Origin of the sequence: Streptomyces sp. NPDC088252 (assembly GCF_044740965.1) — a bacterium.
In the GTDB taxonomy this organism is placed as follows: domain Bacteria; phylum Actinomycetota; class Actinomycetes; order Streptomycetales; family Streptomycetaceae; genus Streptomyces.
In genome coordinates, this window is the sequence record NZ_JBIURS010000001.1 from 272,945 (window position 1) to 297,421 (window position 24,477).

A 24,477-nucleotide genomic window follows, 5' to 3' on the forward strand; every position below is an offset into this window, starting at 1 on the left:
TCACTCCTTGTGGGACTGGGTCGAACGCACCGAGAGCGCGCGGACGGTACGGGACGGGCTGGGTCGGCCCAGCTGTTCGGCGAGCCACACGCTGGTGGCGGTGAGCGCGTCGAGGTCGACCCCGGTTTCGATGCCGAGGCCGTCGAGCATCCACACGAGGTCTTCGGTGGCGAGGTTCCCGGTCGCGCTCTTCGCGTACGGGCAGCCGCCGAGGCCGCCCGCGGAGGCGTCCACGGTGGTCACACCGTGCTGGAGCGCGGCGAGAGTGTTGGAGAGGGCCTGGCCGTACGTGTCGTGGAAGTGCACGCCGATGGTGTCGGTGGGCACGCCCTCCTCGTTCAACTCGGAGAGGAGGTCCCGCACATGGCCGGGGGTGGCGACGCCGATGGTGTCGCCGAGGGAGAGTTCGTCGCAGCCGAGGTCCATCAGCGCCTTGGCGACCCGGACGACCTGGTGGACGGGGACGGGCCCCTCCCACGGGTCGCCGAAGCACATCGACAGATAGCCGCGGACATGCGCCTTGTCGGCCTTGGCCCGTGCGACGACCGGTTCGAACATGGCGAGCGACTCGTCGACGGTGCGGTTGAGATTGCGGGCGGCGAACGTCTCGGTCGCCGAGCCGAACACGGCGATGCGGCGGGCGCCGAGCGCGAGCGCCCGGTCCAGTCCGCGTTCGTTCGGTACGAGCACGGGCAGGGCGACATCCCCGATGTCTCCCAGACGCGGGAACAGGTCTTCCGCGTCGGCCAGTTGGGGCACCCACTTCGGGTGCACGAAGCTGGTCGCCTCGATGGTGGTCAGGCCCGACGCGGCGAGGCGGTGGATGAACTCCGCCTTCACCTCGGTCGGCACGACCGCCTTCTCGTTCTGCAGCCCGTCGCGGGCGCCGACCTCGTGGACGCGCACCCGTGGGGGAAGGTCCTGGGCGGGCACGGTCATGGGCAGGGTGCGGGGTGTCATGCGTCCTCCCCGGGAGCTCCGGTCGGTGCCACCACGGCCAGGACCTGGTCCATGGCGACCGTGGCACCCGCGATGACATCGAGCTCGGTCACGGTCCCGGCGTGCGGGGCGGAGATGACGTGCTCCATCTTCATCGCCTCGACGACGAGCAGGCTCTGACCGGCCACGACCTCGTCCCCGACCGCCACCTTCACGACGGTGACGGTGCCGGGCATGGGCGCGGCGAGCGTGTCCGCCCCGGAACGGGCGGCACCGGCCAGCGCCGCCTCCACCGGGTCGTGGTACTGGACGTGCCAGGTGTCGCCGTCGCGGCCGAGCCAGGTTCCCTCCGACGAGGCCGCGTGGGCGAACGTGTGGGTGACACCGGCGAGTTCGATGACGATCCGGTGCGCGGTCAGCTCCACCGTCTTCGCCGTCTCCCTGCCGCCGGGCATCGGGGCCAGCGGACCGCAGGCGCCCGTCGCGGGCTCCGGCGGCTGCGCGCCCTCCCCGACATGGCCGAACGTCAGCTCGGTGCCCGCCGGGCAGGTGCGCAGCGAGACCTGGACGGGGTCGTGGCCCGGCAGCCGGAAGTGGCGCACCGTGCGGGCCGGGGTACCGCCCAGCCGCCAGCCGTTCGCCACCGAGAAGGGATCCACCCAGGCCGCGGCGGGCTCGGACGCCGGTACGCCCTGCCGCAGCAGTGCCGCCGCCGCGTAGACCTCCTCGGGCACCCCCTCCGGCACCAGCCCGTCGACCTCGCGCTCCACCAGACCGGTGTCCAGATCGCCGGCCACCACGGCCGGGTGGGCGAGCAGCCGGCGCAGGAAGCCGGCGTTCGTCGGGACGCCGAGGATCACCGTGTCCGCGAGCGCCGCACGCAGCCGACGCAGGGCGGCGGCGCGGTCGGGGCCGTACGCGATGACCTTCGACAGCATCGGGTCGTACAGGCTGCCGACCTCGCCGCCCGCGCCGAGCCCGGAGTCCGTCCGTACGCCGTTGCCCTGCGGCTCGTGCAGCGCGAGCACCGTGCCGCCGGACGGCAGGAATCCGCGGGACGGGTCCTCCGCACAGATCCGGGCCTCGATCGCGTGTCCGGTGAGCCCGATGTCCTGCTGTGCGTAGGGGAGCCGCTCGCCCGCCGCGACCCTGAGCTGCCACTCCACCAGGTCGAGGCCGGTGATCAGCTCGGTGACCGGGTGCTCGACCTGGAGGCGGGTGTTCATCTCCATGAAGTAGTACGAGGCGGGGTCGTTGCCCGGGACGATGAACTCCACCGTGCCCGCGCCCACGTATCCGCAGCTGCGGGCCGCCTGGACGGCCGCCTCGCCCATCGCCGCCCTGGTCTCCTCGTCGAGCAGGACGGACGGCGCCTCCTCGATGATCTTCTGGTGGCGGCGCTGGAGCGAGCACTCGCGCTCACCGAGGTGGACCACGTTGCCGTGGGTGTCCGCCAGGACCTGGATCTCGATGTGCCGGGGCCGGTCGATCCACCGCTCCACGAGCAGCGTGTCGTCGCCGAACGAGGCCCGTGCCTCACGCCGGGCGGCGGCGATCTCGTCCGCGAGCAGCGTCGCGTCGCGTACCAGCCGCATGCCCTTGCCGCCGCCGCCCGCCGAGGGCTTCAGCAGCACCGGTGTCCCGATCTCACGGGCGGCGTCGCCCAGCTGGGCATCGCTGAGCCCGCTCCCCGACGAGCCGGGCACCACCGGCACGCCGGCCGCCGCGACCGTCTCCTTGGCCCGGATCTTGTCGCCCATCAGCGAGATGGCGTCGGCGGGCGGACCGATGAACACCAGCCCCGCCTCCGCGCACGCCCGCGCGAAGCCCGCGTTCTCGGCGAGGAACCCGTACCCGGGATGGACGGCCTGCGCGCCGCTGCGACGGGCCGCGTCCAGCAGCGCGGGCACGCTCAGATAGCTCATCGAGGCGGGCGCGGGCCCGATCCGTACCGCCGTGTCGGCCTCCCGTACATGCCGGGCGTCCGCGTCCGCGTCGCTGAAGACGGCGACCGAGCGGACGCCGAGCTCGCGCAGCGTACGGATGACACGTACCGCGATCTCGCCGCGGTTGGCGACAAGAACGGTGTCGAACATCGTCATCTGTTCCTCACATCCGGAAGACGCCGAAGCCGGGCGCCGCAGGGTCCTTCTGGGGGAGCGGGGCGTTGGCGCACGCGGTCAGGGCGAGCCCCAGCACCTGCCGGGTCTCCATCGGGTCGATCACACCGTCGTCCCAGAGCCGGGCCGTGGCGTAGTACGCGTTGCCCTGGGTCTCGTACTGCTCGCGGATCGGGGCCTTGAAGGCCTCCTCGTCCGCCGAGCTCCAGTCGTCGCCCAGCTGGTCGCGCTTGACCGTCGCGAGGACGGACGCGGCCTGCTCGCCGCCCATGACGGAGATCTTCGCGTTCGGCCACATCCACAGGAAGCGCGGCGAGTAGGCCCGCCCGCACATCGAGTAGTTGCCCGCTCCGTAGGAACCGCCGACCACCACCGTCAGCTTCGGCACACGGGTGCAGGCGACCGCCGTCACCATCTTGGCGCCGTGCTTGGCGATGCCGCCCGCCTCGTAGTCGCGCCCCACCATGAAGCCCGAGATGTTCTGCAGGAAGACCAGCGGAATGCCGCGCTGGTCGCACAGCTCGATGAAGTGGGCGCCCTTCTGGGCGGACTCGGAGAACAGAATGCCGTTGTTGGCGACGATGCCGACGGGGTGGCCGTGGATGTGGGCGAAGCCGGTGATCAGCGTCGTCCCGTACTCCGCCTTGAACTCGGCGAACCGCGAGCCGTCCACCACCCGGGCGATCACCTCCCGTACGTCGTACGGCGTCCGGGAATCGACCGGGACGGCCCCGTACAGCCCGGCGGGATCGACCTTCGGCTCCTCGGCCGGCCGCACCGGCCACGGAAGCGTCCCGCGCTCCGGCAGCGTGGCCACGATGTTCCGCACGATCCGCAGCGCGTGCGCGTCGTCCTCGGCGAGGTGGTCGGTCACCCCCGACGTACGGGAGTGCACCTCGCCGCCGCCCAGCTCCTCGGCCGTCACGACCTCACCGGTCGCGGCCTTCACCAGCGGCGGACCGCCCAGGAAGATCGTGCCCTGGTTCCGTACGATCACGGCCTCGTCGCTCATCGCGGGGACGTACGCCCCGCCGGCCGTGCACGACCCCAGCACCGCCGCGATCTGCGGGATCCCGGCCCCCGACATCCGGGCCTGGTTGTAGAAGATCCGCCCGAAGTGCTCCCGGTCCGGGAAGACCTCGTCCTGCATCGGGAGGAAGGCCCCGCCCGAGTCGACGAGATACAGACAGGGCAGCCGGTTCTCCAGGGCCACCTCCTGGGCGCGGAGGTGCTTCTTCACGGTCATCGGGTAGTACGTGCCGCCCTTGACGGTGGCGTCATTGGCGACGATCACGCACTCCCGCCCGCTGACCCGGCCGATCCCCGCGATCACCCCGGCCGCCGGGGCGGCGCCCCCGTACAGCCCCTCGGCCGCCAGCGGGGCCAGCTCCAGGAACGGCGACCCCGCGTCGAGCAGGGTGTCCACCCGGTCCCTGGGCAGCAGCTTGCCGCGCGCCACATGCCGGGCGCGGGCCCTCTCACCCCCGCCGAGCCTGGCCGTGGCGAGCCGCTTGCGCAGCTCGTCGGCGAGCGCGTGATGCGCCGCCTCGTTGGCCTGCCAGGCCTCGGAGGCGGGATCGGCCGCGCTCGCCAGCACCGGTGCCTGCTGCATCGTGTCGAGCCCCCTTGCCCGTACCGCAGTGGTTAATGAGCGTTAACGTCTTCCTTCAGGTTAACGACCGCTAACCCGCCTGTCTAGAATCGAATCCATGACCACCAGGACCGACGCCCCCACTCGCCGCGAGCAGATCCTCAAGGAGGCCGCCCGCCTCTTCGCCGAGCGCGGCTTCCACGGCGTCGGCGTCGACGAGATAGGTGCCGCCGTCGGGATCAGCGGCCCCGGCCTCTACCGGCACTTCCCCGGCAAGGACGCGATGCTCGCCGAACTGCTGGTCGGCATCAGCGAGCGGCTGCTGGCGGGCGGGCGGCTGCGCGTGTCGGAGGACGCGGCCTGCGGGGACGGCTCCCCGCAGGCCCTGCTCGATGCGCTCATCGAGGGGCACATCGACTTCGCCCTCGACGACCGCCCCCTGATCACCCTCCACGACCGCGAGCTGGACCGCCTCCGGGAGGCCGACCGCAAGCGGGTCCGCCAGCTCCAGCGGCAGTACGTCGAGGTGTGGGTGGAGGTGGTCCGCGAGCTGTATCCGGAGCTGCCCGAGCACGAGGCCCGCGCCGCCGTCCACGCCGTCTTCGGGCTCCTGAACTCGACCCCGCACCTGGGCCGCCCCGGCGCGCAGCCGGACCGCGCGGACACGGCGGCGCTGCTGCACCGGCTGGCGCGCGGGGCCTTCGAGGCGGCCGCACGGGCGTAGGGCCCGGCCGTGGCGCACGGCCGTGGCGCCTCCGGCGGATGTGTCGTCATCCCCGCGCGGCACCGTTTCCGCCGACCCTTTGAACATATGAATTGATGTAAAAGGGAGAAGCGGCTCCTCAAATTCTCCTTCCTTTTCCTCGGCGGGCTCCGCAGGTCGGAGTGTCGCGGTGACCCTCAGGCATATGGTTTGAGCTGTATCGCCCACGCCTGATGGGGAATTCAAATGAAAACATGTCAGGTTTCGGTCGTAGTCCCCTGCTTCAACGAGGACGAGGTGATCGACGCATTTCACCGTGCACTGATCTCCGTCCTCGAACCGACGCGGCGGACCTTCGAGATCTGTTATGTCGACGACGGCAGCAGTGACCGGACCAGGATCCGGATCGGATCGCTCGCCACTGCGGACCGACGAGTCCGCTACACCTCATTCAGCCGCAATTTCGGCAAGGAGGCCGCCATGCTCGCGGGGCTGCGCATGTCCCGCGGCGACGCCGTCGTCCTCATGGACGCCGACCTCCAGCACCCGCCCGAACTGCTGCCCCGCATGCTGGAGCTGCGGCGGCGCGGCTACGACCAGGTCGTCGCGCGGCGGGACCGCACGGGCGAAGGCGCCCTGCGCACCGTTCTCAGCGCCGCCTACTACCGGGCGATGGGCCGGTGCATGGACGTCGAGGTCGTCGACGGCGAGGGCGACTTCAGGCTGCTGTCGCGCAACGCGGTGGACGCCGTGCTCGCGATGCCCGAGACCAACCGGTTCTCCAAGGGGATCTTCTCCTGGATCGGCTTCGACACCGTCAGCTTCACCTACCAGAACACCCAGCGTGCGGCGGGACGCTCGAAGTGGGGCGGCCGACGGCTGCTCAACTACGGGATCGACGGACTGATCTCGTTCAACAGCCGCCCGCTGCGTCTGGCCATCCACGCCGGCCTGGCACTCGCGCTGGCCGCGCTGGGATACGCCCTGTGGATCATCACCGAAGTCGCCCTGCACGGTGTCGGCGTGCCCGGCTACACCACCCTGCTGACGGCCGTCGTGGCGCTCGGCGGAATCCAGCTCGCCACGCTCGGCATCATCGGCGAGTACGTGGGACGCATCTACTACGAGGTGAAACGCCGCCCCCACTACGTGGTGCGCGAAACGGATGAATCCCCGCACGTCCCACCGGTCGACATTCCGGCAGAGGTCCGTTCGGACCCGCCCGCCACCGGGGTCAGGAGGCCGTTCGCGGGGCGCACCGGATCGACCGCGATCGGGGCGTCCAGATTCCGGACCGTACGTCAGTTCATCATTTTCGGGATGATCGGCGTCGTCAATACGGCGGTATACCTGGCGGTGTACGTCTCATTGAACACCTGGATTCCCTATCTTGCCGCGCACGTCATCGGATACGCGGTCAGCATCGTGGGATCGTTCCTGCTCAACTCGTACATCACCTGCCGTACGAAGCCGACCTGGCAGGCCTTCGTCCGGTATCCCCTGTCGAGCGTCGTCAATCTCGTGCTCACCGGCGCTCTGCTCTACCTCGGCGTGAGCGGGCTCGGCATGGACAAGAACATCGCCGCCGTGGCCGCGGGAATCCTCGCCACCCCCTTCTCGTTCCTGCTCGCCCGCTGGGCCATCGACTCGGGCGCCGCCCTGGCCCGGCAGAGCACCGGCCCGGCCGAGAGCCCCGCCCGGCACCCCATCCCCTGAACCCGCACCTCCCGCACCCCCACCCCTGCATCCACACCGCCTGAACCTCTCGGCGCGCAAGACGCGAGCAACGTACGAAGGGCACCAGTGCACATGACCGCCGACACGTCCAAGACCGCTGACGCACAGAAGGAGAACGAGGAGTCCCCCCAGGGGGCCCGTCCGGGCCCCGCGCGGCGGTGGGCGTCGCTCTGGACGGTGGCCCTCACCCTGGTGCCGCTCACCCTGCTCGGCGCGGCCTTCTGGATCGGCCGCCTGGTCCGCCCGGGAGGGGACGACTGGTGCTTCCTCCCGGTCGTACGGGACGACGGCGCCTCCGGGATGATCGCGAAGTTCTTCCTCCACGACAACGGCCGCATCGCCAACGCCTTGCTGGTCATCGCGTACGGATCCTTCGGTGTCGCGGGCCATCGGTGGTTCGCCCTGGTCAGCGGCGTGCTCATGCTGGGCATCCTCTGGGCGCTGACCGCCTCCGCGCTCCGCAGGGCCCGACTGACCGCGCCGCGCGGTCTCGCGCTGCTGGTGGGCGCGATGACGGCGGTGGTCTTCTTCTTCGCGTCGCCCAACCCGTACAAGGCGTTCTACTGGCCCGCCTCCTCCGTCTCGCACACCGTGTCACCGGTGCTGGCCTGCGCGGCCGTGATCCCGATGCTGCGTGCGCGGACCGGGCGGGGACGCGACTTCGCGGTGGGCATCGCCTTCGTCGTCGGCGTCTTCATCGGCACGCTGTCGGAGGAGACGGCGGTCGTCGCGTTCGTCGTGCTCGCCGCCGCGCTGCTGCTCAGCCGCTGGATGGCTCCCGGCACCGGCCGGACCCACGCGCGCTTCTGGTGCGCGTTCGCCTTCGCCGGAGTGGCGGTCGGCTCGGCCATCCTGTACATGTCGCCCGGCGCACGCTCCCGGCGCGCACGGTTCGGCGCCGACAGCTCCTCCATGTTCGGCCCGGAGGCGCTGACCACGGGGCTGCGGGCGTTCGGGCACATCCTGGGGACGATCCTCACGACCTGGCAGTACGTGGGAGCGGTCGCCGTCGGCGTACTGCTGGGCCTGCTGGTGCGAGGCGCCGGACAGGGAACGAACGGGCCGGCCGGATCCCTGCGCCGCAGGCCCTTCCTCCTGGTGCTCACCGGATGCCTCACCTTCCTGGTCTCCGGCTACCTCTGCACCGTCGTCGCCTACCCGGCCTTCGGGGCGAGCGTGGTGGTCGCGTCCCGCGTCTGGGGCGACTTCCTCCTGCTGTACGTGATGCTCCTGGTCGGCATCGGCGCGCTGCTGGGACGGGCCTTGCGGGCCCGCCGATGGGGGATCCGTACGGCGACGGCCGTGGCCGCGGGCGCCGTGTGCGCCCTGGCCTGCGTCGGCCTGGCGGTTCCGCTGCTCCAGCTGGAGCGGAAGATGGACGTGCGCGCCCAGCGCTGGGACCGTCAGGACCACTTCCTGCGGACCCAGGCGGCGCGCGGTGCCCAGGTGCTTCCGTACACACCGGTGTCGGTCAGCGGGATGGGGGAGCCGTTCGGCAACCACGGCAAGAACCAGTGGCCGGCGCAGTGCGTCGCCAAGTACTACCACCTGAAGAAGATCACGTACTCGACCCGCCTTCCCTGAGCGGCCGGTCCGTCCGTCGTACAAGACACCCGGCACACTGCGCACACCTGACGGCACAATGGGTTCATGCCGATACCCAGCCGTGCCGCCCTAGTCGAACACCTCGTCCGTACGCGTATCGCCGGAGACGTCGCCACACCCCGCGACAACAACCTCTCCCACTACCGCAAGCTCGCCAACGGCGACCGCCACTACTGGCTGGGTCTGGAACTGGGCGACCGGTGGCGCGACGAGCAGGACGTGCTGGCCGTGATGGCCGAGCGCTGCGGGGTCAGCGACGACCCGGAGCACCGGTTCGGGCAGGACACCATCGATCCGGAGCTGACGGTCGACGCCCTGGAGCGGATGGCGGCGCGGCTGCGGAAGGCGGCGGCGGGCAGGGAGCGGGTGCTGTTCGCGACGGGGCACCCGGGCGGGCTGCTCGACGTCCACCGGCAGACCGCCCAGGCGCTGCGGGCCGCCGGCTGCGAGATCGTGAGGATTCCCTCGGGGCTGGTGGCCGACGAGGGCATGGTGTTCCAGTTCGCGGACGTCGCGGTGCAGGAGCGCGGCGCGACGCTCTGGCACACCCACTCGCCCGCCCCGATGGCCGCCATCCTGGACGGTCTGGAGCGCGAGGGCCGGCCGCTGCCGGACCTGGTGGTCGCCGACCACGGCTGGGCGGGGTGCGCGGCGCAGCGCGGGCTGGACGCGGTGGGGTACGCGGACTGCAACGACCCGGCGCTGTTCCTCGGCGAGGCGGAGGGGACGCTCCAGGTGGCCGTTCCGCTGGACGACCATGTGCTGGACCCGCGGTTCTACGACCCGCTGACGGACTATCTGCTGGACGCGGCGGGGCTCGTCTGACGCAGGCGGGTTTGACGCCGACCGGTCCGCGGCCGGCGTCGGGGGACGTATCAGCCCCGGGGGACGCGGACCACGCCCTCCTGGATGACGGTGATCGCCAGCCGGCCGTCCTGCGTGTAGATACGGGCCTGGCCGAGCCCGCGCCCGCCGGACGCGGACGGCGACTCCTGGTCGTACAGCAGCCATTCGTCGGCCCGGAACGGCCGGTGGAACCACATCGCGTGGTCCAGGCTCGCCCCGACCACGTCGCCGACCGTCCAGCCCCCGCGCCCATGGGCGAGGAGCACCGAGTCGAGCAGCGTCATGTCGGAGACGTACGTCGCCATGCAGACATGCAGCAACGGGTCGTCCGCGAGCTTGCCGTTGGTGCGGAACCACACCTGGGAGCGGGGTTCGCGCGGTTCGCCGACCGTGCCGAAGGGCGGGGCGTCCACGTACCGCAGGTCGACCGCGGCCCGCGCCTCGATCAGCCGGTCCACGACCCCCGGGTCGCTGAAGCGGTCCGCGTACCGGGGCAGCATCTGCGCGGCCGTGGGCAGGGTCTCCGGGTCCGGGGCGGGCGGCATGGCCGCCTGGTGCTCCAGGCCCTCCTCGTACGTCTGGAACGACGCCGAGAGATGGAAGATCGGCTGGCCGTGCTGGACGGCGACGACCCGGCGGGTGGTGAAGGACCGGCCGTCCCGGATGCGGTCGACGCTGTAGACGATCGGCGCGCCGGGGTCGCCCATCCGCAGGAAGTAGGAGTGCAGGGAGTGGGCCGTGCGATCGGCGGGGACGGTACGGCCCGCGGCCACCAGGGCCTGGGCCGCGACCTGGCCGCCGAAGACGCGGGGTACGACCGCCGAGCGGCTCGTGCCCCGGAAGATGTCCTGCTCGATCCGCTCAAGGTCGAGCAGATCGAGCAGGGAATCGAGTGCTGAGCTCATGGGAAGAACGTAACCGCTCTACAGGCCCATGGACTTGGCGATGATCGACTTCATGACCTCGCTGGTGCCGCCGTAGATGCGGTTGACCCGGTTGTCCGCGTAGAGACGCGCGATCGGGTACTCGTTCATGTAGCCGTAGCCGCCGTGCAGCTGGAGGCAGCGGTCGATCACGCGGTGCGCGACCTCGGTGCAGAACAGCTTCGCGGAGGCGGCCTCGGCGGCGGTCAGCTCACCGGCGTCGTGGGCCTCGATGGCGCGGTCGCAGACGGCCTCGGCGGCGTCCACCTCGGCCTGGCAGGCGGCCAGCTCGAACTTGGTGTTCTGGAACGACGCGACGGTCTTGCCGAAGACGGTGCGCTCCTGCACGTAGCTCTGGGCGAACCGGACGGCGGCCTTGGCCTGGGCGTACGCGCCGACGGCGATGCCGAGGCGCTCCTGCGGGAGGTTCTGGCCGAGGTACGAGAAGCCCTTGTTCTCCTCGCCGAGGAGGTCCTCGACCGGCACCTTGACGTCGACGAACGCCAGCTCGGCGGTGTCGGAGGTGCGCAGCCCCAGCTTGTCGAGCTTGCGGCCGACCGAGTAGCCCTCGGCCTTGGTGTCGACGACGAGGAGGGAGATGCCGTGCCGGCGGTCGTCCGCCTTGGGCGCGTCCGTACGGGCGCAGACGATGACCCGGTCGGCGTGGACGCCACCGGTGATGAACGTCTTGGCGCCGTTGAGGATGTAGTGCGTGCCGTCCTCGGAGAGCTTGGCGGTGGTCTTCATGCCCGCCAGGTCGGAACCCGTGCCCGGCTCGGTCATGGCGATGGCGTACATCGTCCTGCCGCTGACGAAGTCCGGCAGCCAGCGCTTCTTCTGCTCCTCGGTGGCGTACGCCTTGATGTACGGCAGGCAGAGCAGGACGTGCACGCCGGAGCCGCCGAAGTTGACGGCCGCGCGGGCGCACTCCTCGGAGATGATCGCCTCGAACTTGAAGGACTCCACACCGGCGCCGCCGTACTCCTCCGGCACCTCGATGCCGAATATGCCCAGCTCGGCGAGCTTGTAGTAGAAGTCACGGGGCACCTGGCCCGCCGCGAACCACTCGTCGTAGACGGGGGCGACCTCGGCCTCGATGAAGGCGCGGATGGTCTCCCGGAACGCCTCGTGGTCCTCGTTGAATACCGTACGGCGCACGGGGTGCCTCCTTGGTCAGCTTCGATCGGCTTCGGGCGAGCTTCAGGCGAGCTTCGGCCAGGCTGGCTAAGCGCTTGCTCAGTCCTGGTCAAAAGTTACCCGGCGGTCATCGACGCTGTCCAGGGTGATGCTCAGCACGCCCGAGCCGGTCTTCCGGCAGCCGACGCGCGGGAGCCCTTCCCGGCCGCTGGCCGGGAAGGGCTCCCTTGCGTCCCGCCCGCTCCCGCCTACTGGGGCTTGAAGGACCGGATCTGGTAGCTCCCCTGGAGGTTGCCGCCGCTTCCGGCGGGGGTGGATCCGACCCGGGAGTTGTAGTTGGTCTTGGTGTAGTACTGAACGCGGTGTCCGGTCCCGTTCCAGACGGAGCGGACGTTCTGGCCCCGCTGGATGAAGGAGCAGTCGTCGGCGGTATTCGCCCGCTGCTTGTCCGACCACTGGCAGCGGGTGCCACCTCCGTTCCAGTCGCTGTAGATGCAGAAGTGGCCGGGGCTGCAGCTGTAGGACGCCGCGGCGCTCCCGGTGGCGGCGGGCGCGTTCCCGGCGTTCTCGGCGGCTCCGGCCGCGGCGGGCCCGGAGCCGAGCCCCAGGGTCAAGGCGATCGAGGTGACGGCGAGCGCGGCGATGCGGTTCATGGCGAAGTCCCTTCATTCCCTTGTGTGACGAAGTAGGTACTCTCGGTGATCATCACCGTGTCACGGCTGTTACCGCTGAAGCCAGGGCGGAGGGAGGGGCGCCCGAAGCGTGCGTCACGGCTCGGGGCGCCCCTGTGTACACCGGCGCGCACAGTCGCCGTTACGCCGTTCGCCTGCCCGGACCACGGGGTCGTGAGGGCAGGTCTCACGGGGTCACTGAGTCGGGATCACCGAGTGCGGTAGGCGTCGATGACGGTCTGGGTGAGGGTGTTCCCCTCGGTGTCGGTCAGCGCGGCGCGCAAAGAGACGCCGGTGCCCGCGCGCGGGTTGTGGATCTCGACGGCTCCCCGCTCGACCGGGACCCGGGTCCACGAAGTGCCACCGTCCACGGACACCGAGACCGCCACCGAACGTGCGCGTCCGTTCGCGGCGGCACCCAGTACGGTGACCGGGACACGGAGCGTCTCGTTCGCCGGCGCGGTGCCGGTCGGGCTGAGGTCGGGCGAGAACCGCACGGCGCTCACCGGCACGGGGACCTGCCCCCTCGTCGTGTCCGAGGTGAAGGTCCACGACGTGGTCACCCGCGTGGCGACGCCGGGCGCGCCGCCGCGCTTCACCGTGCTGGTGAGCCGGTACGCCGCGCGCCCCGGCGCCACGGTGAACCCGGCCTTCCCGGGGGTGCCGGTCTTCGTCCCGACGCGCACGCCGTTGCGGTGCAGAGTGGTCGACGCCGAGTCGTACGACGGCGCCGACGGCACGTGGCCGTCGCCGTCGGCGAGCAGCGGGACATCGACGGCGAGCCGGTCGCCGTCACGCACGACGCCGGGGCGGCCGGCGAGATCGGGGCCGAAGACGGCGTTGTCGAAGGTGTGGGTGGTCGTACTCCCGGCGCGTACGGCGATGCCGTTGGCGCTGTAGCGGTTCGATGCCGCGCCGGGCGCGGTGGGGGCCCAGTAGGTGATGTCCCAGGTGCCGCGTTCAGGCGTCACGTAGTAGGTGGCGGTCGCGGGGGTCGGCAGGGCCTGGGTGACGCCGAGGGTCGGTCCGGCAGTGGGCTGCAGGTCGACGGTCGCCCGCCCCTCGGTGCCCGGCCGCGCCGCGCCGCGGATCTGCACAGTGGCCAGGTCCTTCGCGGCGGGGTGCCGGACGAGCCCGGTCAGAGCGCGGCTGCCGGTGAAGGTGTGGCCGAGCGCGTAGCCGGCCGTCTTGGTGCTCCAGTAGGAGTCGAACCACTGCTCCACCGATCCGGGTTCGCTGTCGGGGCCCAGGTGCGCGACGCGCAGGTTCGGTGTGCCGTTGACGAGGTTGGCGGTCCGGACCGCGCCGTCGTGCTTGACCTGGACGAACATCACGCTGTGCTGGAAACCCGCGGAGCGGTCGGGCGGAGTCACGTCGACGGGGGCGGTGGTCCGCGCGTCGACGGTGATGGTGGTGTCGTGGTCGAGGTCGAGGCGCGGCTGGACGACCCAGTCCGTGCCGTCCGCCGCCGTGCCGGTGGTCAGGGCACTGTCCAGGAGGTACCGGCCCTTGGGCAGACGCACGGTGGTCGTGCCGGAGGCGTCGTACGGCTGGACGGCCTCGTCGGCACCCGGCCCGGAGACGCCGGTGACGTGGGTGGTGTAGTCCGCCGTCTTGTGGCCGGTGCGGTCGAGGTGATTGATCGTGAGGGTGTACGTCGCCGGCTCCGCGGCGAAGGCGGCGGTGTTCCACGCGGGCGTCGTGCTGCCGACCAGGGCGACGGCGAGAGCGAGTGTCCGGAGCGCGCTCCGGCGGGATACGGAAGAACTGTTCATGACTTGCACTGCGCTGCCGGGCGTCGGCGTTCCCGTGAGCTGAGTCACATGGGATGCGGGGCGTGACCCCGGGGGCAGGCACGCGTGTGGCGCACGTCACCGGAACCGGCGCAACGGGCGCGGCAGTGCAGAGTGTGGAATCACTCATGAGGAATCGCTTCCGCCGCGGAGACCGCGACGCCCTGGGGGAGCTGTACGACGAGCACGCCCAAGCGGTGTACCGCTATGCCCTGCGGGTGACGGGCAACTGGGCGGAGGCCGAGGACGTCGTCTCGTCGACCTTCCTGGAAGCGTGGCGCAGCCGCGAGAAGCTGCGTCCCGACGGGGACGGTCTGCGCCCGTGGCTGCTGGGCATCGCCACCAACATCATGCGCCGCAACGCACGCACACGCCGAAGCCGTGAGATCGCACTCGCCCGCGTTCCGGAACGCGGCTCGATCCCGGACTTCGCCGACGACCTCGTCACGCACCTCGCGGACGCCGAGCAACTGCGTGCCGCGCACGCCGCTCTCGCCCGCCTGCGGCGCCGGGACCGGGAGGTCTTCACGCTCGTGGTGTGGGCCGGCCTGGACTACGCGGCAGCGGCCGAGGCGCTCGGCGTGGCGGTCGGCACCGTCCGGTCGCGCCTGTCCCGCGCCCGTACCCGACTGCGCGAGCTCACCGAGGCCGAAACCCGCGCCACACGCGCGCCGGACACGCGGGCCGGAACCGAACGGCCACCCGCCGCGGGAAGCAGAGCCCCCGCCGCGACCACCACCCCCGACAAACCACTGCCGGGCCGCACCCCTGTGGCCCCGTTGCTGACCCAGGAGAACCACGGATGAACTTCACCTCGCGGCGCCGTACGCACCACCGGTCCGAGGAGACCGAAGGCCCCGGCCTCACCGCACTGCTGCCCCCGCCGTCGGTCCCCGGCCTGGACCCCGACCGTGAACTGCTGCTGAAGGAAGCGCTGCTGCGCGAGGCCGCCGTCGCCGCACCGCGTGGCGGCCTCACCCCCCGGGCCGCGCGCCCGCGCCGACGTCTGGTCCGGGTCATGGTGCCCGCTGTCGCCTGCGCCCTGGCGGTCGGCGGCGTCGTGGTGGTCAACCTCGTGGACGCGCCGGGGCGCGGCACCACCGCGGCCCCGGGCGACCGCACCCCCGGCACGTCCGAAGCGGCACAACTCCTCGACCGCATCGCACTCGCCGCCGCCGGGGAGAAGCAACCGACGGTCCGCGCCGACCAGTTCGTGTACATCGAGAGCAAGGTCGCCTTCGCGGGGCAGAGCGCCGGGGGCGGCAAGGTGATCACGCCTCCCGCGCACACGCGGCAGGTGTGGCTGTCCGCCGACGGCAGCCGCCCCGGCCTGCTGCGCGAGGAGGGCGAGCCCGACTCCTCGCTCGGCGGCGACGCACCGGTCTACGACCTCGACCGCCGAGGGGCGGCACCCCGGCCCCGCACCGCACACAAGGAGGCCGCGTCGATCAGCGACCCGACGCACGAGTACGTCGCGTCGCTGCCCACCGACCCGGACGCCCTGCTGAAGCTGATCCGGGACGAGACCCACGGGCAGGGCCAGGACCCGGACCAGCGAGCATTCACCGCGATCGGCGACCTGCTGGCCGAGACCTGGGCACCCCCGCAGGTCGGCGCCGCGCTCTACAAGGCCGCCGCGAAGATCCCCGGAGTCACGGTGATCGATGCGGCCACCGACGCCGCAGGACGCGAGGGCGTCGCCGTCGCCCGTACGGCACACGGGCAGCAGACGCAGTGGGTCTTCGACCGGACCACGTACGCGTTCCTCGGCGAGCGCACGGTCCTCACCGAATCCGGCGACGCCGGCCCGGCCGGAACCGTTGTCGGCACCTCCGCGGTCCTTACCCGGGCCGCGGTCGACCGTACCGGTGAGACTCCCGCCCCGACGACGGCGTAACACGGCAGCCCCGCACACTCGCGCGGCCTGAACAGCCCCGTCCCCGGTCCGCCTTTGCTGCGGGCCGGGGACGGGCCGTTCAGGCGGGGAAGTTGTCGTCCTTGACCGCGGCGACGAAGGCCGACCAGCCGGCCGCCGGGAAGACGAGGGCGGGGCCGTGCGGGGTCTTGGAGTCGCGGACGGGGACGCCGGAGGGGTGACCGTCCAGCACCTCGACACAGCTGTCGTTCTCGCTTGAGCTGTATGACGACTTGCGCCAGCCACTCAGGGCGGATGTGTCCGGGATGACGCGGTCAGCCATGGTGTCCGTACTCCTTCGCTGTCGCCCTCAGCAGGGCTTGTGATTCCTTCAGCGGCAGGGCGTCGCTCAGGGCCAGATCGTAGCGGCTCTGCAACTTCCGTACTACGGACGGAGAGTCGTGCACCTTACCCATGGACACGCCCTCGCTGTACGCCAGCGGCGGTTGGTCCTCGAACCACATCAGCGTGAGCATGCCGTCCATGAGTGGGTGAAGGCCCAGCGCGAACGGCATCACGTGTACGCGGATGCGCTCGGTCTCGGCCAGGCGGACGATGTGCATGAGCTGTTCCGCCATGACGTCCGGCCCGCCTACTGGGCGATGCAGCACCGCCTCGTCCAACAGCGCCCAGACTACGGGCATCACCGGGTCGTTCAGGATCTTGGCCCGTTCAAGCCGTGTGACGACGTTCTTGTCACGCTCCTCGTTGCTCGTGGGTGGGAACGCCGAGCCGAGCACCGCGCGAGCGTATCGCTCGGTCTGGAGGAGGCCGGGCACGAAGTTATGGGCGAACTCCCTGATCATCGTGGCCTGCGGTTCGAGCTGGCGCGCGGGCTCGAAATGGTCGGCGACGGTGCCGTCATTCCTGCTCGGCAGAAAACTGCTCAACACGTTCCCCGTGTTCAATGCCTTGTCCAGGCGCCGGGCGTCCTCCTCCGACGGGATGCGGCGCCCCGCCTCGATGTGCGAGATGTGTGACCGCGTCATGATCGCCGCTTCGGCCAGTTCCTGCTGCGTCAGTCCGGCCGCTTCCCGCTGCGCCTTCAGCCAATCCCCATAGGTATTACTCATGGTCAACTCCCGTGCGCCAAAGGGCCTGTCACCTGCAACCCCCTGGCGAGCCTAGTCCGCACCGTCTCACTCTGTGAGTGGATCGCTACACAGCGGTGGCTCGCCCGGACGTCGGCCGCCGCCGTCGCACGGTCCGGAAAACGACCCTCTACCTCAACGGAGTTGACGACGTGCTGTGCTGTATCGCCGATGCTTTTGAGCCGCTGCTGCGGTTCCTGTGGCCCGCCCACGGGGGCCACCGGCCCATGGCCTCGTATCGCGCCGCGCCTCCCGCGGGCGTACGCCGCACGCCGGACATCGGCATCGCGCCTCGTCCGATCCATGGTGTCGAGGTGATCGCGTGATCGCCCCGAACGCCCCGGGCTCCGATCCGGTGCGTCTGCTTCCGTGGTCCGGCGTGGACGGCAATCCGTGTTACGTCATCGGTGACGGGACCGGATACGTCTCCCGCGTCGCCGACAACGTCGAGAGCGTGCAGCTCGGCATGGCCGCCGAACTCCTCGACCACGTCGACGACATGCTCGGCGATTCCGAAGTCACGTCGGTGCAGCTCCGCTATGTCGTGGCCCGCATGGCCGAGGCGCTGCGCGATGTGTGCCGCGTCGCCGAGAGTCGGGGCCTTCGTCTCCGGACCTCCGGCCGGGGTCCCGGCGTCCCGGACGCCGGCCCGTGCACTTCGGAGTCCTGAACCACCCTGAATCCACCATGCCCGGCCCGGTGCTGCCCCTCGCGTCCTGGGCCGGAGGCGGACGCGAAGCCATCGTGGAGGATCCGTGGTGACGGAATCGGCGAGCGGGCCCGAGTGCGCATGACGGTCTCACTGGTGGGTGGCCGTGCGCGCCGATCCGTGCGACGGCGCAGTCGACCACGTGTGTTTTCCTCATGGGCGCGCCAAGCGCACCCCTGTTCATAATGTGACTAATTGAAATATCTCTTTCAGTTGGTGGCAAAGCGGGAAATGAGGTGGGTGAAGGGCCTGGGAGGCCCGACACCAGTGAGCAGGAACAGCTTCGGCTCTCCCGCCCCCCGTACGTCCGGTTCGACCGGCGAGCGTTGCTGGTTCCACCGCATCCCGTGAACCCGCGGGCGACACAACGCGAAACCAAGGGGTTCTCCCGATATCCGAATGCGTCCGCGGCAGCACGCCGCGGTCCGTGAGGGGTCCTGCCATGCCGGAACCACGACACACGGAGGTGCCATGCCGAGAGTGGAGCACCCGGAGGCGCGCTGGGTACAGGTGAACCTGGCCCCGCGGTCGAGTGCGTGGCCGCGCCTGTACGCCTGGCTCGCCGACACCGCGCGCGACCTCCTCGGCGCGCACACTGCACGCGCCTTCTTCTTCATGCACAAGCCGCCGGGGTTGTGCGTGCGCTTCCAGGCGTTCGGGGCGGACGACGCCGTAGGGCTGCGGGTCGAACTCCGGGGCCGCTTGACGGAGTTCGACGGGCTCATCGCCCCGCCGGTGTACGCGGTGTACGAGCCGGAGTCCTATCTCTTCGGCGGCCCCGCCTCCATGCCGTGGGTGCACGAGGTGTTCACGGCGGACTCGCTGGCCTGGCTCGACCACCACGCCCGGCGCTGGGACGGCGACGGGCAGGCACCGGCCGACTGGCGGCTCTCCCTCCTGCTGCTCCGCGAGATGTTCGACGGCCTGGGGATCGTCGGTCGGGAGCACCGGGGCGTCTGGGAGGCGGTGCTTGCGGACACTGGACGCGCCACGGCCGGCGGCCCCCGGGACGTCGCGCTCCGCCAGGCCGCCCAGGGCATCCGCATCTACTGGCAACGGCCGCGCGCACAACTACTGGACGGGACGCCGGAGGCCTGGCGCACGTCGCAGGAGCTCCACGGTGAGGCGGTGCGCCGGGCCGCGGATCGCTGGCGCACCGGCTACTTCGAGTCGGGTGGCGCGGTGCGTGGACCACGTCGCGCCGCCGCCCACGCCGTGATCTTCCACTGGAACCGGGGACGGCTGTCGTACGCCCGGCAGAGCCTGGTCGCCGAGGCCCTGGCCGACGTCGGGGTGGTGGACTGACATGGCCGAAGTCCGAATCCGCTCCCGTCATGCCGCGACCGAGGGCAGGCTCCTCGGCCGTACCGCTCCGGTGCGCGCCTCCGGGGCCCCTGTTCGACCACGTCGACGCGGTCGAGCGGCGGACATCAACTGCTGACGGCTCTCCGCCCGGACATCACCTGCCCACCGCTGAGTTGAACCAAGCCACCCGGACCCGATCGGCGTGGCTCCCTCCGACGAGGAGCTCCGATGCACCCAGGCAGCCAGGCCCCGCCGCGTCGCGCGGCTCTCGACGGCGCCGTCCGGATCGCCGTCCGACTTCTCGACGATTTCTCCGAGGGTGAGCATGCGACGCCCGACCCCGGCATTCCCGTACTGGCCTGCCTGGTCGCCGAGACGCGCGGCCCGGCGGCGCGGACACCCGACCCCGCGGCGGCGGCGAGCGCCGGACGCGCGGTGGCCGCTTGGGCGCGGGCCATCGGTCGCGGCGCCTCCCACTGCGGGCTGTACGACGGCGGGTTGGCGGGAACCCTCGTCGGCCTGCGACTCGGCGCCCGCATCCACCCACCACTGCACAGCGGCGCCGACCGGCTGCGCGACCATCTGCTGGACGGGGCGGGGGCGCGCCCCTGGCGGGCGGCGGACGTCGGCCTGTCCGACTACGACCTCATCAGCGGCCCGTCCGGCACCCTGCTGGCCCTCTGCGTCGGCGATCCTCAGCCGAGACGTAGTCAACTACGCCCCTTCACCGCCCACTTGACCGAGCTGTGCGACAGCGGTGACCTGCGCCGACTGCGCGCCGGCCAGTACTCCGGTCACCCGAGCCCGGGCTGGATGCAGGGCCGGGTGAACACCGGCATGGGGCACGGCGTGGCGGGGCTCGTCGCCGCGCTCACCGCCGCCGTCCGCCGCGTCGGCCCGGAGCAGGAGCTGCTGGACGCCCTGCGCGGCGCCACCCGTTGGCTGGTCCGGCAGTCCTTCGACGACGACCGGTCCATCCGGAGCTGGGACCCGGCCGGGCTCGACGGCCTGCCTCCTTCCGGGGTGCGGCCCCGCCAGACGTGGTGTTACGGCACCCCCGGTGTCACCTGGGCGCTGTGGGACGCGGCCGATGCCCTGGGCGACCGGTCGGCGGCCGACTGGGCGGCGACCGCGTTCACCACCCTCGCGGAGGGGTACGACGTGGACTTCCACCTCTTCGGCGATCCCCTGAGGGACCGACTCGGGCTGTGCCACGGCGCCGCGGGCGTGCTCGCCGTGGCGGACGCGTTCCACCGCTGGGCCCGCCTGCCGGCCGCCGGCGCCCTTCGCGACCGCCTGGCCGATCACCTGGGCCGACGACTCCCGGCGGCGCTCACCTCCGGCGAACCCCGAACCACCCGGCCCGGTCGGACCTCGGCAACTCGGACCTCCCTGCTCGACGGGGCCCCGGGCGCACTGACCGTCCTCCTCACCACCGACCACAACGCCTCGCGCGACTGGCTGCCCTGCCTCGGGCTGCGGTAGTCACGGAGTCGGGGCGGGGTGCCAGGGTGCGTCAGGGAGGGTGGGACGGGCGTCCGCGGCCAGCCGGAGCGCGTACGCCGGGCGTTCGCCGGGCGCCGGGCCCAGGTAGTCGTGGCCGACCATGTGGCACCAGGCCGGCAGGTCGAGGGGTGCGGCCGGATCCGTCGCGATCACGTGCACCACGGTGCCCGGTGGCGCTCCCTCGATCCGCCTGCGCAGACGCAGCAGGAGCGTGACGCACAGCAGTCCGGTGCCGTCAACGGTGATGTCCGCCGGGGGCGTCAGGTCGGAGCTCACCGGTCCGGGTGACGCGCCGCGGGCTCGTCCCCGAGGGCGTCGGCCAGGGCTTGGCGCAGTTGGTCGGCCGTCGGCACGCCGGCCAGGCCGTCCGGGGTCCGGTACATGCGGCAGGTCAGTCCGGGGGCCCGGCCGGGCTCGGCGAAGGGGTCGCGTCCGTCGATCAGGATCGTCGGCGAGCCGGTGAAGTGCGCGGCCTCCGCCTCGGCCTGGCTGGTGATGGTGCGGGTCCGCAACGTCACATCGTGCAGGCCCAGCCCGTCGAGCTCCTGCTGGAGACGGTCGGCGGCGGTCCGGGTGTTCGGGCAGTCGGGCACGACCAGTACTTCGATGTTCATGGCGTTGTTGTGCGTGTTGTGCATGTTGTGCTCCCGTGCGGCTCAGGTGCGGCAGTGGCAGGGGGCGGCCTCCGAGGCGGCGGCCGGTGTCGTGGTGCCGGTACGTCAGGAGTGTCGGCGGCTCACCGTTGCCGCAACGCGAACCACAGCTCCGTCCGTACGTCCATGTCGTCCAGGTCCGCGTCCAGCAGCGTCGCGCAGCGGGCGATGCGCTGGCGGACCGTGTTGCGGTGGACCTGGAGGGCCGTCGCCGTGCGGTCCCAGCTGCCGTGCAGGCTCAGCCAGCAGCGCAGGGTCTCGGCCAAGGGCTCGGTGAGCGGGGCGAGGAGGGCGCGGGCGTGGGCCTCCGCCCGGTCGGGAGGGATCAGGGCGGCCAGGCCGGTGCCGGCGCCGGTGTGGTGGTGGGCCAGCGGGGTGCGGGTGGCCACGGCACGGCCCAGGGCGCGGGACGCCTGGCCGTCGGCGAGGTCGAGTGCCGTGATGGGTGCGGGGCAGGAGGCGCCGAGCGTCCAGCCGGGCTGCGGGGTGATCCGGTCACCACCGGGGACCAGCACCCTGACGGCGTCGCGGCCCCGGCCCGCGTCGACCAGGGCCGAGCCGAGGGCGGCGCCCAGCGCACCGGCGGTGAGCGGGTCGACCGGTCCGTCGCCGCTGCGGCGCGCGTGCACCACCGTCCACTGCTCGGCGCCGCCGAGCAGCGGCGCGACGTCCTGCGGGTCCGCGCCCAACAGCATCCGTACGAGGGCGGCCGACCGGCCGGCCGCGTCGGCGCCCTGGTGCGGGGCGGCCAGCAGGGAGAGCAGCACGACCGCGACCCCGGCGATGGTGTGGTCGCCCGCCTCGCGCCGGTCCGTCGCCAGCGCCAGGACGAGGCCCTGGCCGCCGCCCAGCGCGTACGCGGACAGGTGCGCTTCCCGCAAGGTGTCGGTCGCGGACGTCGGGGCGGGGCGCGTCACGGTGGAGACCACCCGGGTGAGCCGGGTCAGCGCCGCCCCGATGTCGGGGGCCGGGCGGCGGCCCGCCGCGTGCAGCTCCTCGCCGTCGGCGGAGAGCAGCACCGCCCGGCCCTCCAACTGGGCCGCCAGCTGGTGCAGCACCGCGGGGATCGGGTCCGGCCTGGCCGCCGCCGTGGCCAGGGCCTGCTGGGCCCGGGTCACCCGGCGCAGCTCGCGGTGCCGGGCCTCGGCCATCAGCCGCCACACCGCCCGCGCGATCGCCGTGAACGGGACCTCGGGCGGCACCTCCACCAGCGGCAGCCCATGCCGGTCGCACGCCTCGATCAGTGCCTGCGGCACCGTGTCGAACACCGGTGTCACCCCGAAACCGAGCGCCGCCGCCCCCGCCTCCACCAGCCGGGCCACATAGGCGTCCGGGTTCTTGAGCAGCACCCCGGCGCTCAGCAGCAGCTCGCCGCCGAGCAGATACGGGTACGGGTCGGCCATCTCCGAGGTGTGCACCCACAACAGATCCGCCTCGGCCGGGCCCGCGATCCGGTGCAGCCCGAGCTCCTCACGGGCGAGCAGTTCCGTGAGGGGGATCGGGGGCGTGGGGGGAGCGGAGAGGGGAGGGGGACTGGGCGGGGCGACCCCGGCCGAGGCTTCCGGCATGGACGGTCCATCCATCGAAGATTTCAATTATGGATGAAACGTACACTTCAGCGTCGCTTGCGGGCCACCTACCGTCTTCACCACATACGACGAGCGCATATGACTGAAACGGAGGAAGCCCATGGCTGTCGACTACGCGGTGATCATCGTCTATCTGGCCGGCATGCTCGCCATGGGCTGGTGGGGCATGCGCCGCGCCAAGTCCAAGAGCGAATTCCTGGTGGCCGGGCGCCGCCTCGGCCCCTGGATGTACTCCGGCACGATGGCCGCCATCGTTCTCGGCGGCGCCTCCACCATCGGCGGCGTCGGCCTCGGCTACCAGTACGGGCTCTCCGGCGCCTGGATGGTCTTCACCATCGGCCTCGGACTGCTGGCCCTCTCCGTCTTCTTCTCGGCGCGCATCGCCCGGCTGAAGGTCTACACCGTCTCCGAGATGCTCGACCTGCGCTACGGCGGCCGGGCCGGGATCATCTCCGGTGTCGTCATGTGGGCGTACACGCTGATGCTCGCGGTCACCTCGACCATCGCGTACGCCACCATCTTCGACGTGCTGTTCGACGTGAACCGGACCGTCGCGATCATCCTCGGCGGCGCCATCGTCGTCGCCTACTCGACGCTCGGCGGCATGTGGTCGATCACGCTCACCGACATGGTGCAGTTCGTCGTCAAGACCATCGGTGTGCTGCTGCTCCTGCTCCCCATCGCGGTGATCAAGGCGGGCGGCTTCAGCGAGATGAAGGCCAAGCTGCCCACCGAGTACTTCGACCCGCTGGGCATCGGCGGCGAGACGATCTTCACGTACGTGCTGATCTACACCTTCGGCATGCTGATCGGCCAGGACATCTGGCAGCGGGTGTTCACCGCGAAGAGCGACCGGACGGCCCGCTGGGGCGGCACCGTCGCCGGTACGTACTGTCTGGTGTACGCGATCGCGGGCGCCGTCATCGGCACCGCCGCCAAGGTCATGTACCCGAACCTGTCCAGTGCGGACGCCGCGTTCGCGACCATCGTCAAGGACGAACTGCCCGTCGGTGTACGGGGACTGGTCCTCGCCGCCGCGCTGGCCGCGGTGATGTCCACCTCCTCCGGTGCGCTGATCGCCTGCGCGACCGTCGCCAACAACGACATCTGGTCCCGGCTGCGGGGCGTGGTCTCGCGGGGCGGCGGCGAGGAGCACGACGAGGTCAAGGGCAACCGGGCCTTCATCCTCATCATGGGCATCGCCGTCATCGCCATCTCCATCGCGCTCAACAACGTGGTCGAGGCCCTGACCGTCGCGTACAACCTCCTCGTCGGCGGACTGCTGGTGCCGATCCTCGGCGGACTGCTGTGGCGCCGAGGTACCGCGGCGGGCGCGCTGGCAGCGGTGTCGGTCGGTGGCGTCGCCGTGATCGGCCTGATGGCGACGTACGGAATCCTCGCCAACGAGCCCGTCTACTACGGGCTGCTGGCCTCGCTCGCGGTGTACGTGATCGTCTCCCTGGCGACGAAGCCCACCGACGCGGCCGTGCTGGCCGTCTGGCGCGACCGGCTGGCGGGGCGGGCGGACCAGGACGGTCCGGCGGCCGAGAAGACCGCCGCCGCCGTGGGGACCCCGCACTCCACCGCATCCTCCACATTCGAATAACGTACGAACGCCCACAAGGCTCGCACCACCTCCGCGTC

At 71.5% G+C, this 24,477-nt stretch carries 23 protein-coding genes; 11 read left to right on the forward strand and 12 right to left on the reverse strand.

Annotated elements, in window-relative coordinates; genetic code table 11:
• The 3 genes from ACIOHC_RS01255 to ACIOHC_RS01265 are packed head-to-tail and all read right to left on the reverse strand — an operon-like array spanning position 1 to position 4,671.
• Positions 1–960 (reverse strand): hydroxymethylglutaryl-CoA lyase, encoded by a 960-nt coding sequence (locus ACIOHC_RS01255; protein WP_351082635.1) that lies wholly within the window; start codon positions 958–960, stop codon positions 1–3.
• Complete coding sequence (locus ACIOHC_RS01260) at positions 957–3,041, reverse strand: acetyl-CoA carboxylase biotin carboxylase subunit (protein WP_401840868.1); 2,085 nt, start codon at positions 3,039–3,041, stop codon at positions 957–959. Before ACIOHC_RS01260 ends, ACIOHC_RS01255 begins: the two co-directional genes overlap by 4 nt.
• Before the next feature lie 7 nt (positions 3,042–3,048).
• Entirely contained in the window at positions 3,049–4,671 is a 1,623-nt protein-coding gene (locus ACIOHC_RS01265) for a carboxyl transferase domain-containing protein (RefSeq protein WP_351082638.1), read from the reverse strand.
• Positions 4,672–4,768: 97 nt separating this feature from the next.
• Here ACIOHC_RS01265 and ACIOHC_RS01270 point away from each other — a divergent pair, with 97 nt between their 5' ends.
• From ACIOHC_RS01270 to ACIOHC_RS01285, 4 genes are all read left to right on the forward strand, one after another.
• On the forward strand, positions 4,769–5,374 hold the full coding sequence (locus ACIOHC_RS01270) for a TetR/AcrR family transcriptional regulator (protein WP_351082640.1): 606 nt from the start codon (positions 4,769–4,771) through the stop codon (positions 5,372–5,374).
• 225 nt (positions 5,375–5,599) lie between these two features.
• Entirely contained in the window at positions 5,600–7,069 is a 1,470-nt protein-coding gene (locus tag ACIOHC_RS01275) for a glycosyltransferase (protein WP_401840870.1), read from the forward strand.
• A gap of 93 nt (positions 7,070–7,162) precedes the next feature.
• Entirely contained in the window at positions 7,163–8,674 is a 1,512-nt protein-coding gene (locus ACIOHC_RS01280) for a DUF6056 family protein (RefSeq protein ID WP_351082644.1), read from the forward strand.
• Between the two features lie 66 nt (positions 8,675–8,740).
• On the forward strand, positions 8,741–9,520 hold the full coding sequence (locus ACIOHC_RS01285) for a phosphatase (protein WP_351082646.1): 780 nt from the start codon (positions 8,741–8,743) through the stop codon (positions 9,518–9,520).
• Between the two features lie 50 nt (positions 9,521–9,570).
• Here the strand turns inward: ACIOHC_RS01285 and ACIOHC_RS01290 are convergent, their stop codons facing one another.
• The 4 genes from ACIOHC_RS01290 to ACIOHC_RS01305 all read right to left on the reverse strand — a co-directional run bounded on the left by ACIOHC_RS01290 (position 9,571) and on the right by ACIOHC_RS01305 (position 14,047).
• Positions 9,571–10,446: an acyl-CoA thioesterase II gene (locus tag ACIOHC_RS01290; RefSeq protein WP_365693220.1), complete on the reverse strand. Its 876-nt coding sequence runs from the start codon at positions 10,444–10,446 to the stop codon at positions 9,571–9,573.
• An 18-nt stretch (positions 10,447–10,464) separates the two neighbouring features.
• The gene (locus ACIOHC_RS01295; RefSeq protein WP_351082649.1) at positions 10,465–11,622 is read right to left on the reverse strand and encodes an acyl-CoA dehydrogenase family protein; all 1,158 of its coding nucleotides are present in this window, start codon (positions 11,620–11,622) and stop codon (positions 10,465–10,467) included.
• 227 nt (positions 11,623–11,849) lie between these two features.
• A complete protein-coding gene (locus ACIOHC_RS01300; RefSeq protein WP_389635833.1) occupies positions 11,850–12,254 on the reverse strand; it encodes a peptidase inhibitor family I36 protein in 405 nt (134 codons plus the stop codon).
• A gap of 227 nt (positions 12,255–12,481) precedes the next feature.
• Complete coding sequence (locus ACIOHC_RS01305; protein ID WP_351082653.1) at positions 12,482–14,047, reverse strand: serine protease; 1,566 nt, start codon at positions 14,045–14,047, stop codon at positions 12,482–12,484.
• Between the two features lie 146 nt (positions 14,048–14,193).
• Between ACIOHC_RS01305 and ACIOHC_RS01310 the strand changes: the two genes are divergently transcribed.
• Together ACIOHC_RS01310 and ACIOHC_RS01315 are read left to right on the forward strand one after the other, a co-directional pair.
• Positions 14,194–14,871, forward strand: coding sequence for a sigma-70 family RNA polymerase sigma factor (locus tag ACIOHC_RS01310; protein ID WP_365693218.1), 678 nt, complete (start codon positions 14,194–14,196; stop codon positions 14,869–14,871).
• Positions 14,868–15,962, forward strand: a complete 1,095-nt coding sequence (locus tag ACIOHC_RS01315; protein ID WP_401840876.1) for a CU044_5270 family protein — start codon at positions 14,868–14,870, stop codon at positions 15,960–15,962. Before ACIOHC_RS01310 ends, ACIOHC_RS01315 begins: the two co-directional genes overlap by 4 nt.
• Before the next feature lie 79 nt (positions 15,963–16,041).
• On the opposite strand, the gene ACIOHC_RS01320 is transcribed toward ACIOHC_RS01315, so the two are convergent.
• Positions 16,042–16,263: a DUF397 domain-containing protein gene (locus ACIOHC_RS01320; protein WP_365693214.1), complete on the reverse strand. Its 222-nt coding sequence runs from the start codon at positions 16,261–16,263 to the stop codon at positions 16,042–16,044.
• Positions 16,256–17,053: a helix-turn-helix transcriptional regulator gene (locus ACIOHC_RS01325; protein WP_351082659.1), complete on the reverse strand. Its 798-nt coding sequence runs from the start codon at positions 17,051–17,053 to the stop codon at positions 16,256–16,258. The genes ACIOHC_RS01320 and ACIOHC_RS01325 overlap by 8 nt, the downstream gene beginning before the upstream one ends.
• Positions 17,054–17,130: 77 nt before the next feature.
• Here ACIOHC_RS01325 and ACIOHC_RS01330 point away from each other — a divergent pair, with 77 nt between their 5' ends.
• The 4 genes from ACIOHC_RS01330 to ACIOHC_RS01345 all read left to right on the forward strand — a co-directional run bounded on the left by ACIOHC_RS01330 (position 17,131) and on the right by ACIOHC_RS01345 (position 20,570).
• Positions 17,131–17,397: a hypothetical protein gene (locus ACIOHC_RS01330; RefSeq protein WP_401840878.1), complete on the forward strand. Its 267-nt coding sequence runs from the start codon at positions 17,131–17,133 to the stop codon at positions 17,395–17,397.
• The gene (locus tag ACIOHC_RS01335) at positions 17,394–17,741 is read left to right on the forward strand and encodes a hypothetical protein (protein WP_351082661.1); all 348 of its coding nucleotides are present in this window, start codon (positions 17,394–17,396) and stop codon (positions 17,739–17,741) included. Before ACIOHC_RS01330 ends, ACIOHC_RS01335 begins: the two co-directional genes overlap by 4 nt.
• 510 nt (positions 17,742–18,251) lie before the next feature.
• Positions 18,252–19,085 carry a thiopeptide-type bacteriocin biosynthesis protein gene (locus tag ACIOHC_RS01340; protein WP_351082663.1) on the forward strand — a complete coding sequence of 278 codons (834 nt, stop codon included), beginning with the start codon at positions 18,252–18,254 and terminating at the stop codon, positions 19,083–19,085.
• Positions 19,086–19,313: 228 nt separating this feature from the next.
• Positions 19,314–20,570, forward strand: coding sequence for a lanthionine synthetase LanC family protein (locus ACIOHC_RS01345; protein WP_401840882.1), 1,257 nt, complete (start codon positions 19,314–19,316; stop codon positions 20,568–20,570).
• On the opposite strand, the gene ACIOHC_RS01350 is transcribed toward ACIOHC_RS01345, so the two are convergent.
• The 3 genes from ACIOHC_RS01350 to ACIOHC_RS01360 form a co-directional block, all read right to left on the reverse strand.
• A complete protein-coding gene (locus tag ACIOHC_RS01350) occupies positions 20,571–20,867 on the reverse strand; it encodes a sulfurtransferase TusA family protein (RefSeq protein ID WP_351082667.1) in 297 nt (98 codons plus the stop codon).
• Positions 20,864–21,229, reverse strand: a complete 366-nt coding sequence (locus ACIOHC_RS01355; RefSeq protein ID WP_351082670.1) for a hypothetical protein — start codon at positions 21,227–21,229, stop codon at positions 20,864–20,866. Before ACIOHC_RS01355 ends, ACIOHC_RS01350 begins: the two co-directional genes overlap by 4 nt.
• Positions 21,230–21,327: 98 nt before the next feature.
• Entirely contained in the window at positions 21,328–22,812 is a 1,485-nt protein-coding gene (locus ACIOHC_RS01360) for a PucR family transcriptional regulator (RefSeq protein WP_351082672.1), read from the reverse strand.
• 121 nt (positions 22,813–22,933) lie between these two features.
• On the opposite strand from ACIOHC_RS01360, the gene ACIOHC_RS01365 reads away from it, so the two are divergent.
• Entirely contained in the window at positions 22,934–24,439 is a 1,506-nt protein-coding gene (locus ACIOHC_RS01365) for a sodium:solute symporter (RefSeq protein WP_389635816.1), read from the forward strand.
• Positions 24,440–24,477 lie beyond the last annotated feature (38 nt).

Coding starts and splice junctions, on each gene's coding strand:
- ACIOHC_RS01310 (WP_365693218.1), top strand. CDS start 14,194: ATGAGGAATCGCTTCCGCCGCGGAGACCGCGACGCCCTGGGGGAGCTG.
- ACIOHC_RS01255 (WP_351082635.1), bottom strand. CDS start 960: ATGACACCCCGCACCCTGCCCATGACCGTGCCCGCCCAGGACCTTCCC.
- ACIOHC_RS01345 (WP_401840882.1), top strand. CDS start 19,314: ATGCACCCAGGCAGCCAGGCCCCGCCGCGTCGCGCGGCTCTCGACGGC.
- ACIOHC_RS01365 (WP_389635816.1), top strand. CDS start 22,934: ATGGCTGTCGACTACGCGGTGATCATCGTCTATCTGGCCGGCATGCTC.
- ACIOHC_RS01285 (WP_351082646.1), top strand. CDS start 8,741: ATGCCGATACCCAGCCGTGCCGCCCTAGTCGAACACCTCGTCCGTACG.
- ACIOHC_RS01270 (WP_351082640.1), top strand. CDS start 4,769: ATGACCACCAGGACCGACGCCCCCACTCGCCGCGAGCAGATCCTCAAG.
- ACIOHC_RS01315 (WP_401840876.1), top strand. CDS start 14,868: ATGAACTTCACCTCGCGGCGCCGTACGCACCACCGGTCCGAGGAGACC.
- ACIOHC_RS01360 (WP_351082672.1), bottom strand. CDS start 22,812: ATGCCGGAAGCCTCGGCCGGGGTCGCCCCGCCCAGTCCCCCTCCCCTC.
- ACIOHC_RS01290 (WP_365693220.1), bottom strand. CDS start 10,446: ATGAGCTCAGCACTCGATTCCCTGCTCGATCTGCTCGACCTTGAGCGG.
- ACIOHC_RS01305 (WP_351082653.1), bottom strand. CDS start 14,047: ATGAACAGTTCTTCCGTATCCCGCCGGAGCGCGCTCCGGACACTCGCT.
- ACIOHC_RS01265 (WP_351082638.1), bottom strand. CDS start 4,671: ATGCAGCAGGCACCGGTGCTGGCGAGCGCGGCCGATCCCGCCTCCGAG.
- ACIOHC_RS01260 (WP_401840868.1), bottom strand. CDS start 3,041: ATGACGATGTTCGACACCGTTCTTGTCGCCAACCGCGGCGAGATCGCG.
- ACIOHC_RS01320 (WP_365693214.1), bottom strand. CDS start 16,263: ATGGCTGACCGCGTCATCCCGGACACATCCGCCCTGAGTGGCTGGCGC.
- ACIOHC_RS01275 (WP_401840870.1), top strand. CDS start 5,600: ATGAAAACATGTCAGGTTTCGGTCGTAGTCCCCTGCTTCAACGAGGAC.
- ACIOHC_RS01340 (WP_351082663.1), top strand. CDS start 18,252: ATGCCGAGAGTGGAGCACCCGGAGGCGCGCTGGGTACAGGTGAACCTG.
- ACIOHC_RS01300 (WP_389635833.1), bottom strand. CDS start 12,254: ATGAACCGCATCGCCGCGCTCGCCGTCACCTCGATCGCCTTGACCCTG.
- ACIOHC_RS01325 (WP_351082659.1), bottom strand. CDS start 17,053: ATGAGTAATACCTATGGGGATTGGCTGAAGGCGCAGCGGGAAGCGGCC.
- ACIOHC_RS01355 (WP_351082670.1), bottom strand. CDS start 21,229: ATGCACAACACGCACAACAACGCCATGAACATCGAAGTACTGGTCGTG.
- ACIOHC_RS01280 (WP_351082644.1), top strand. CDS start 7,163: ATGACCGCCGACACGTCCAAGACCGCTGACGCACAGAAGGAGAACGAG.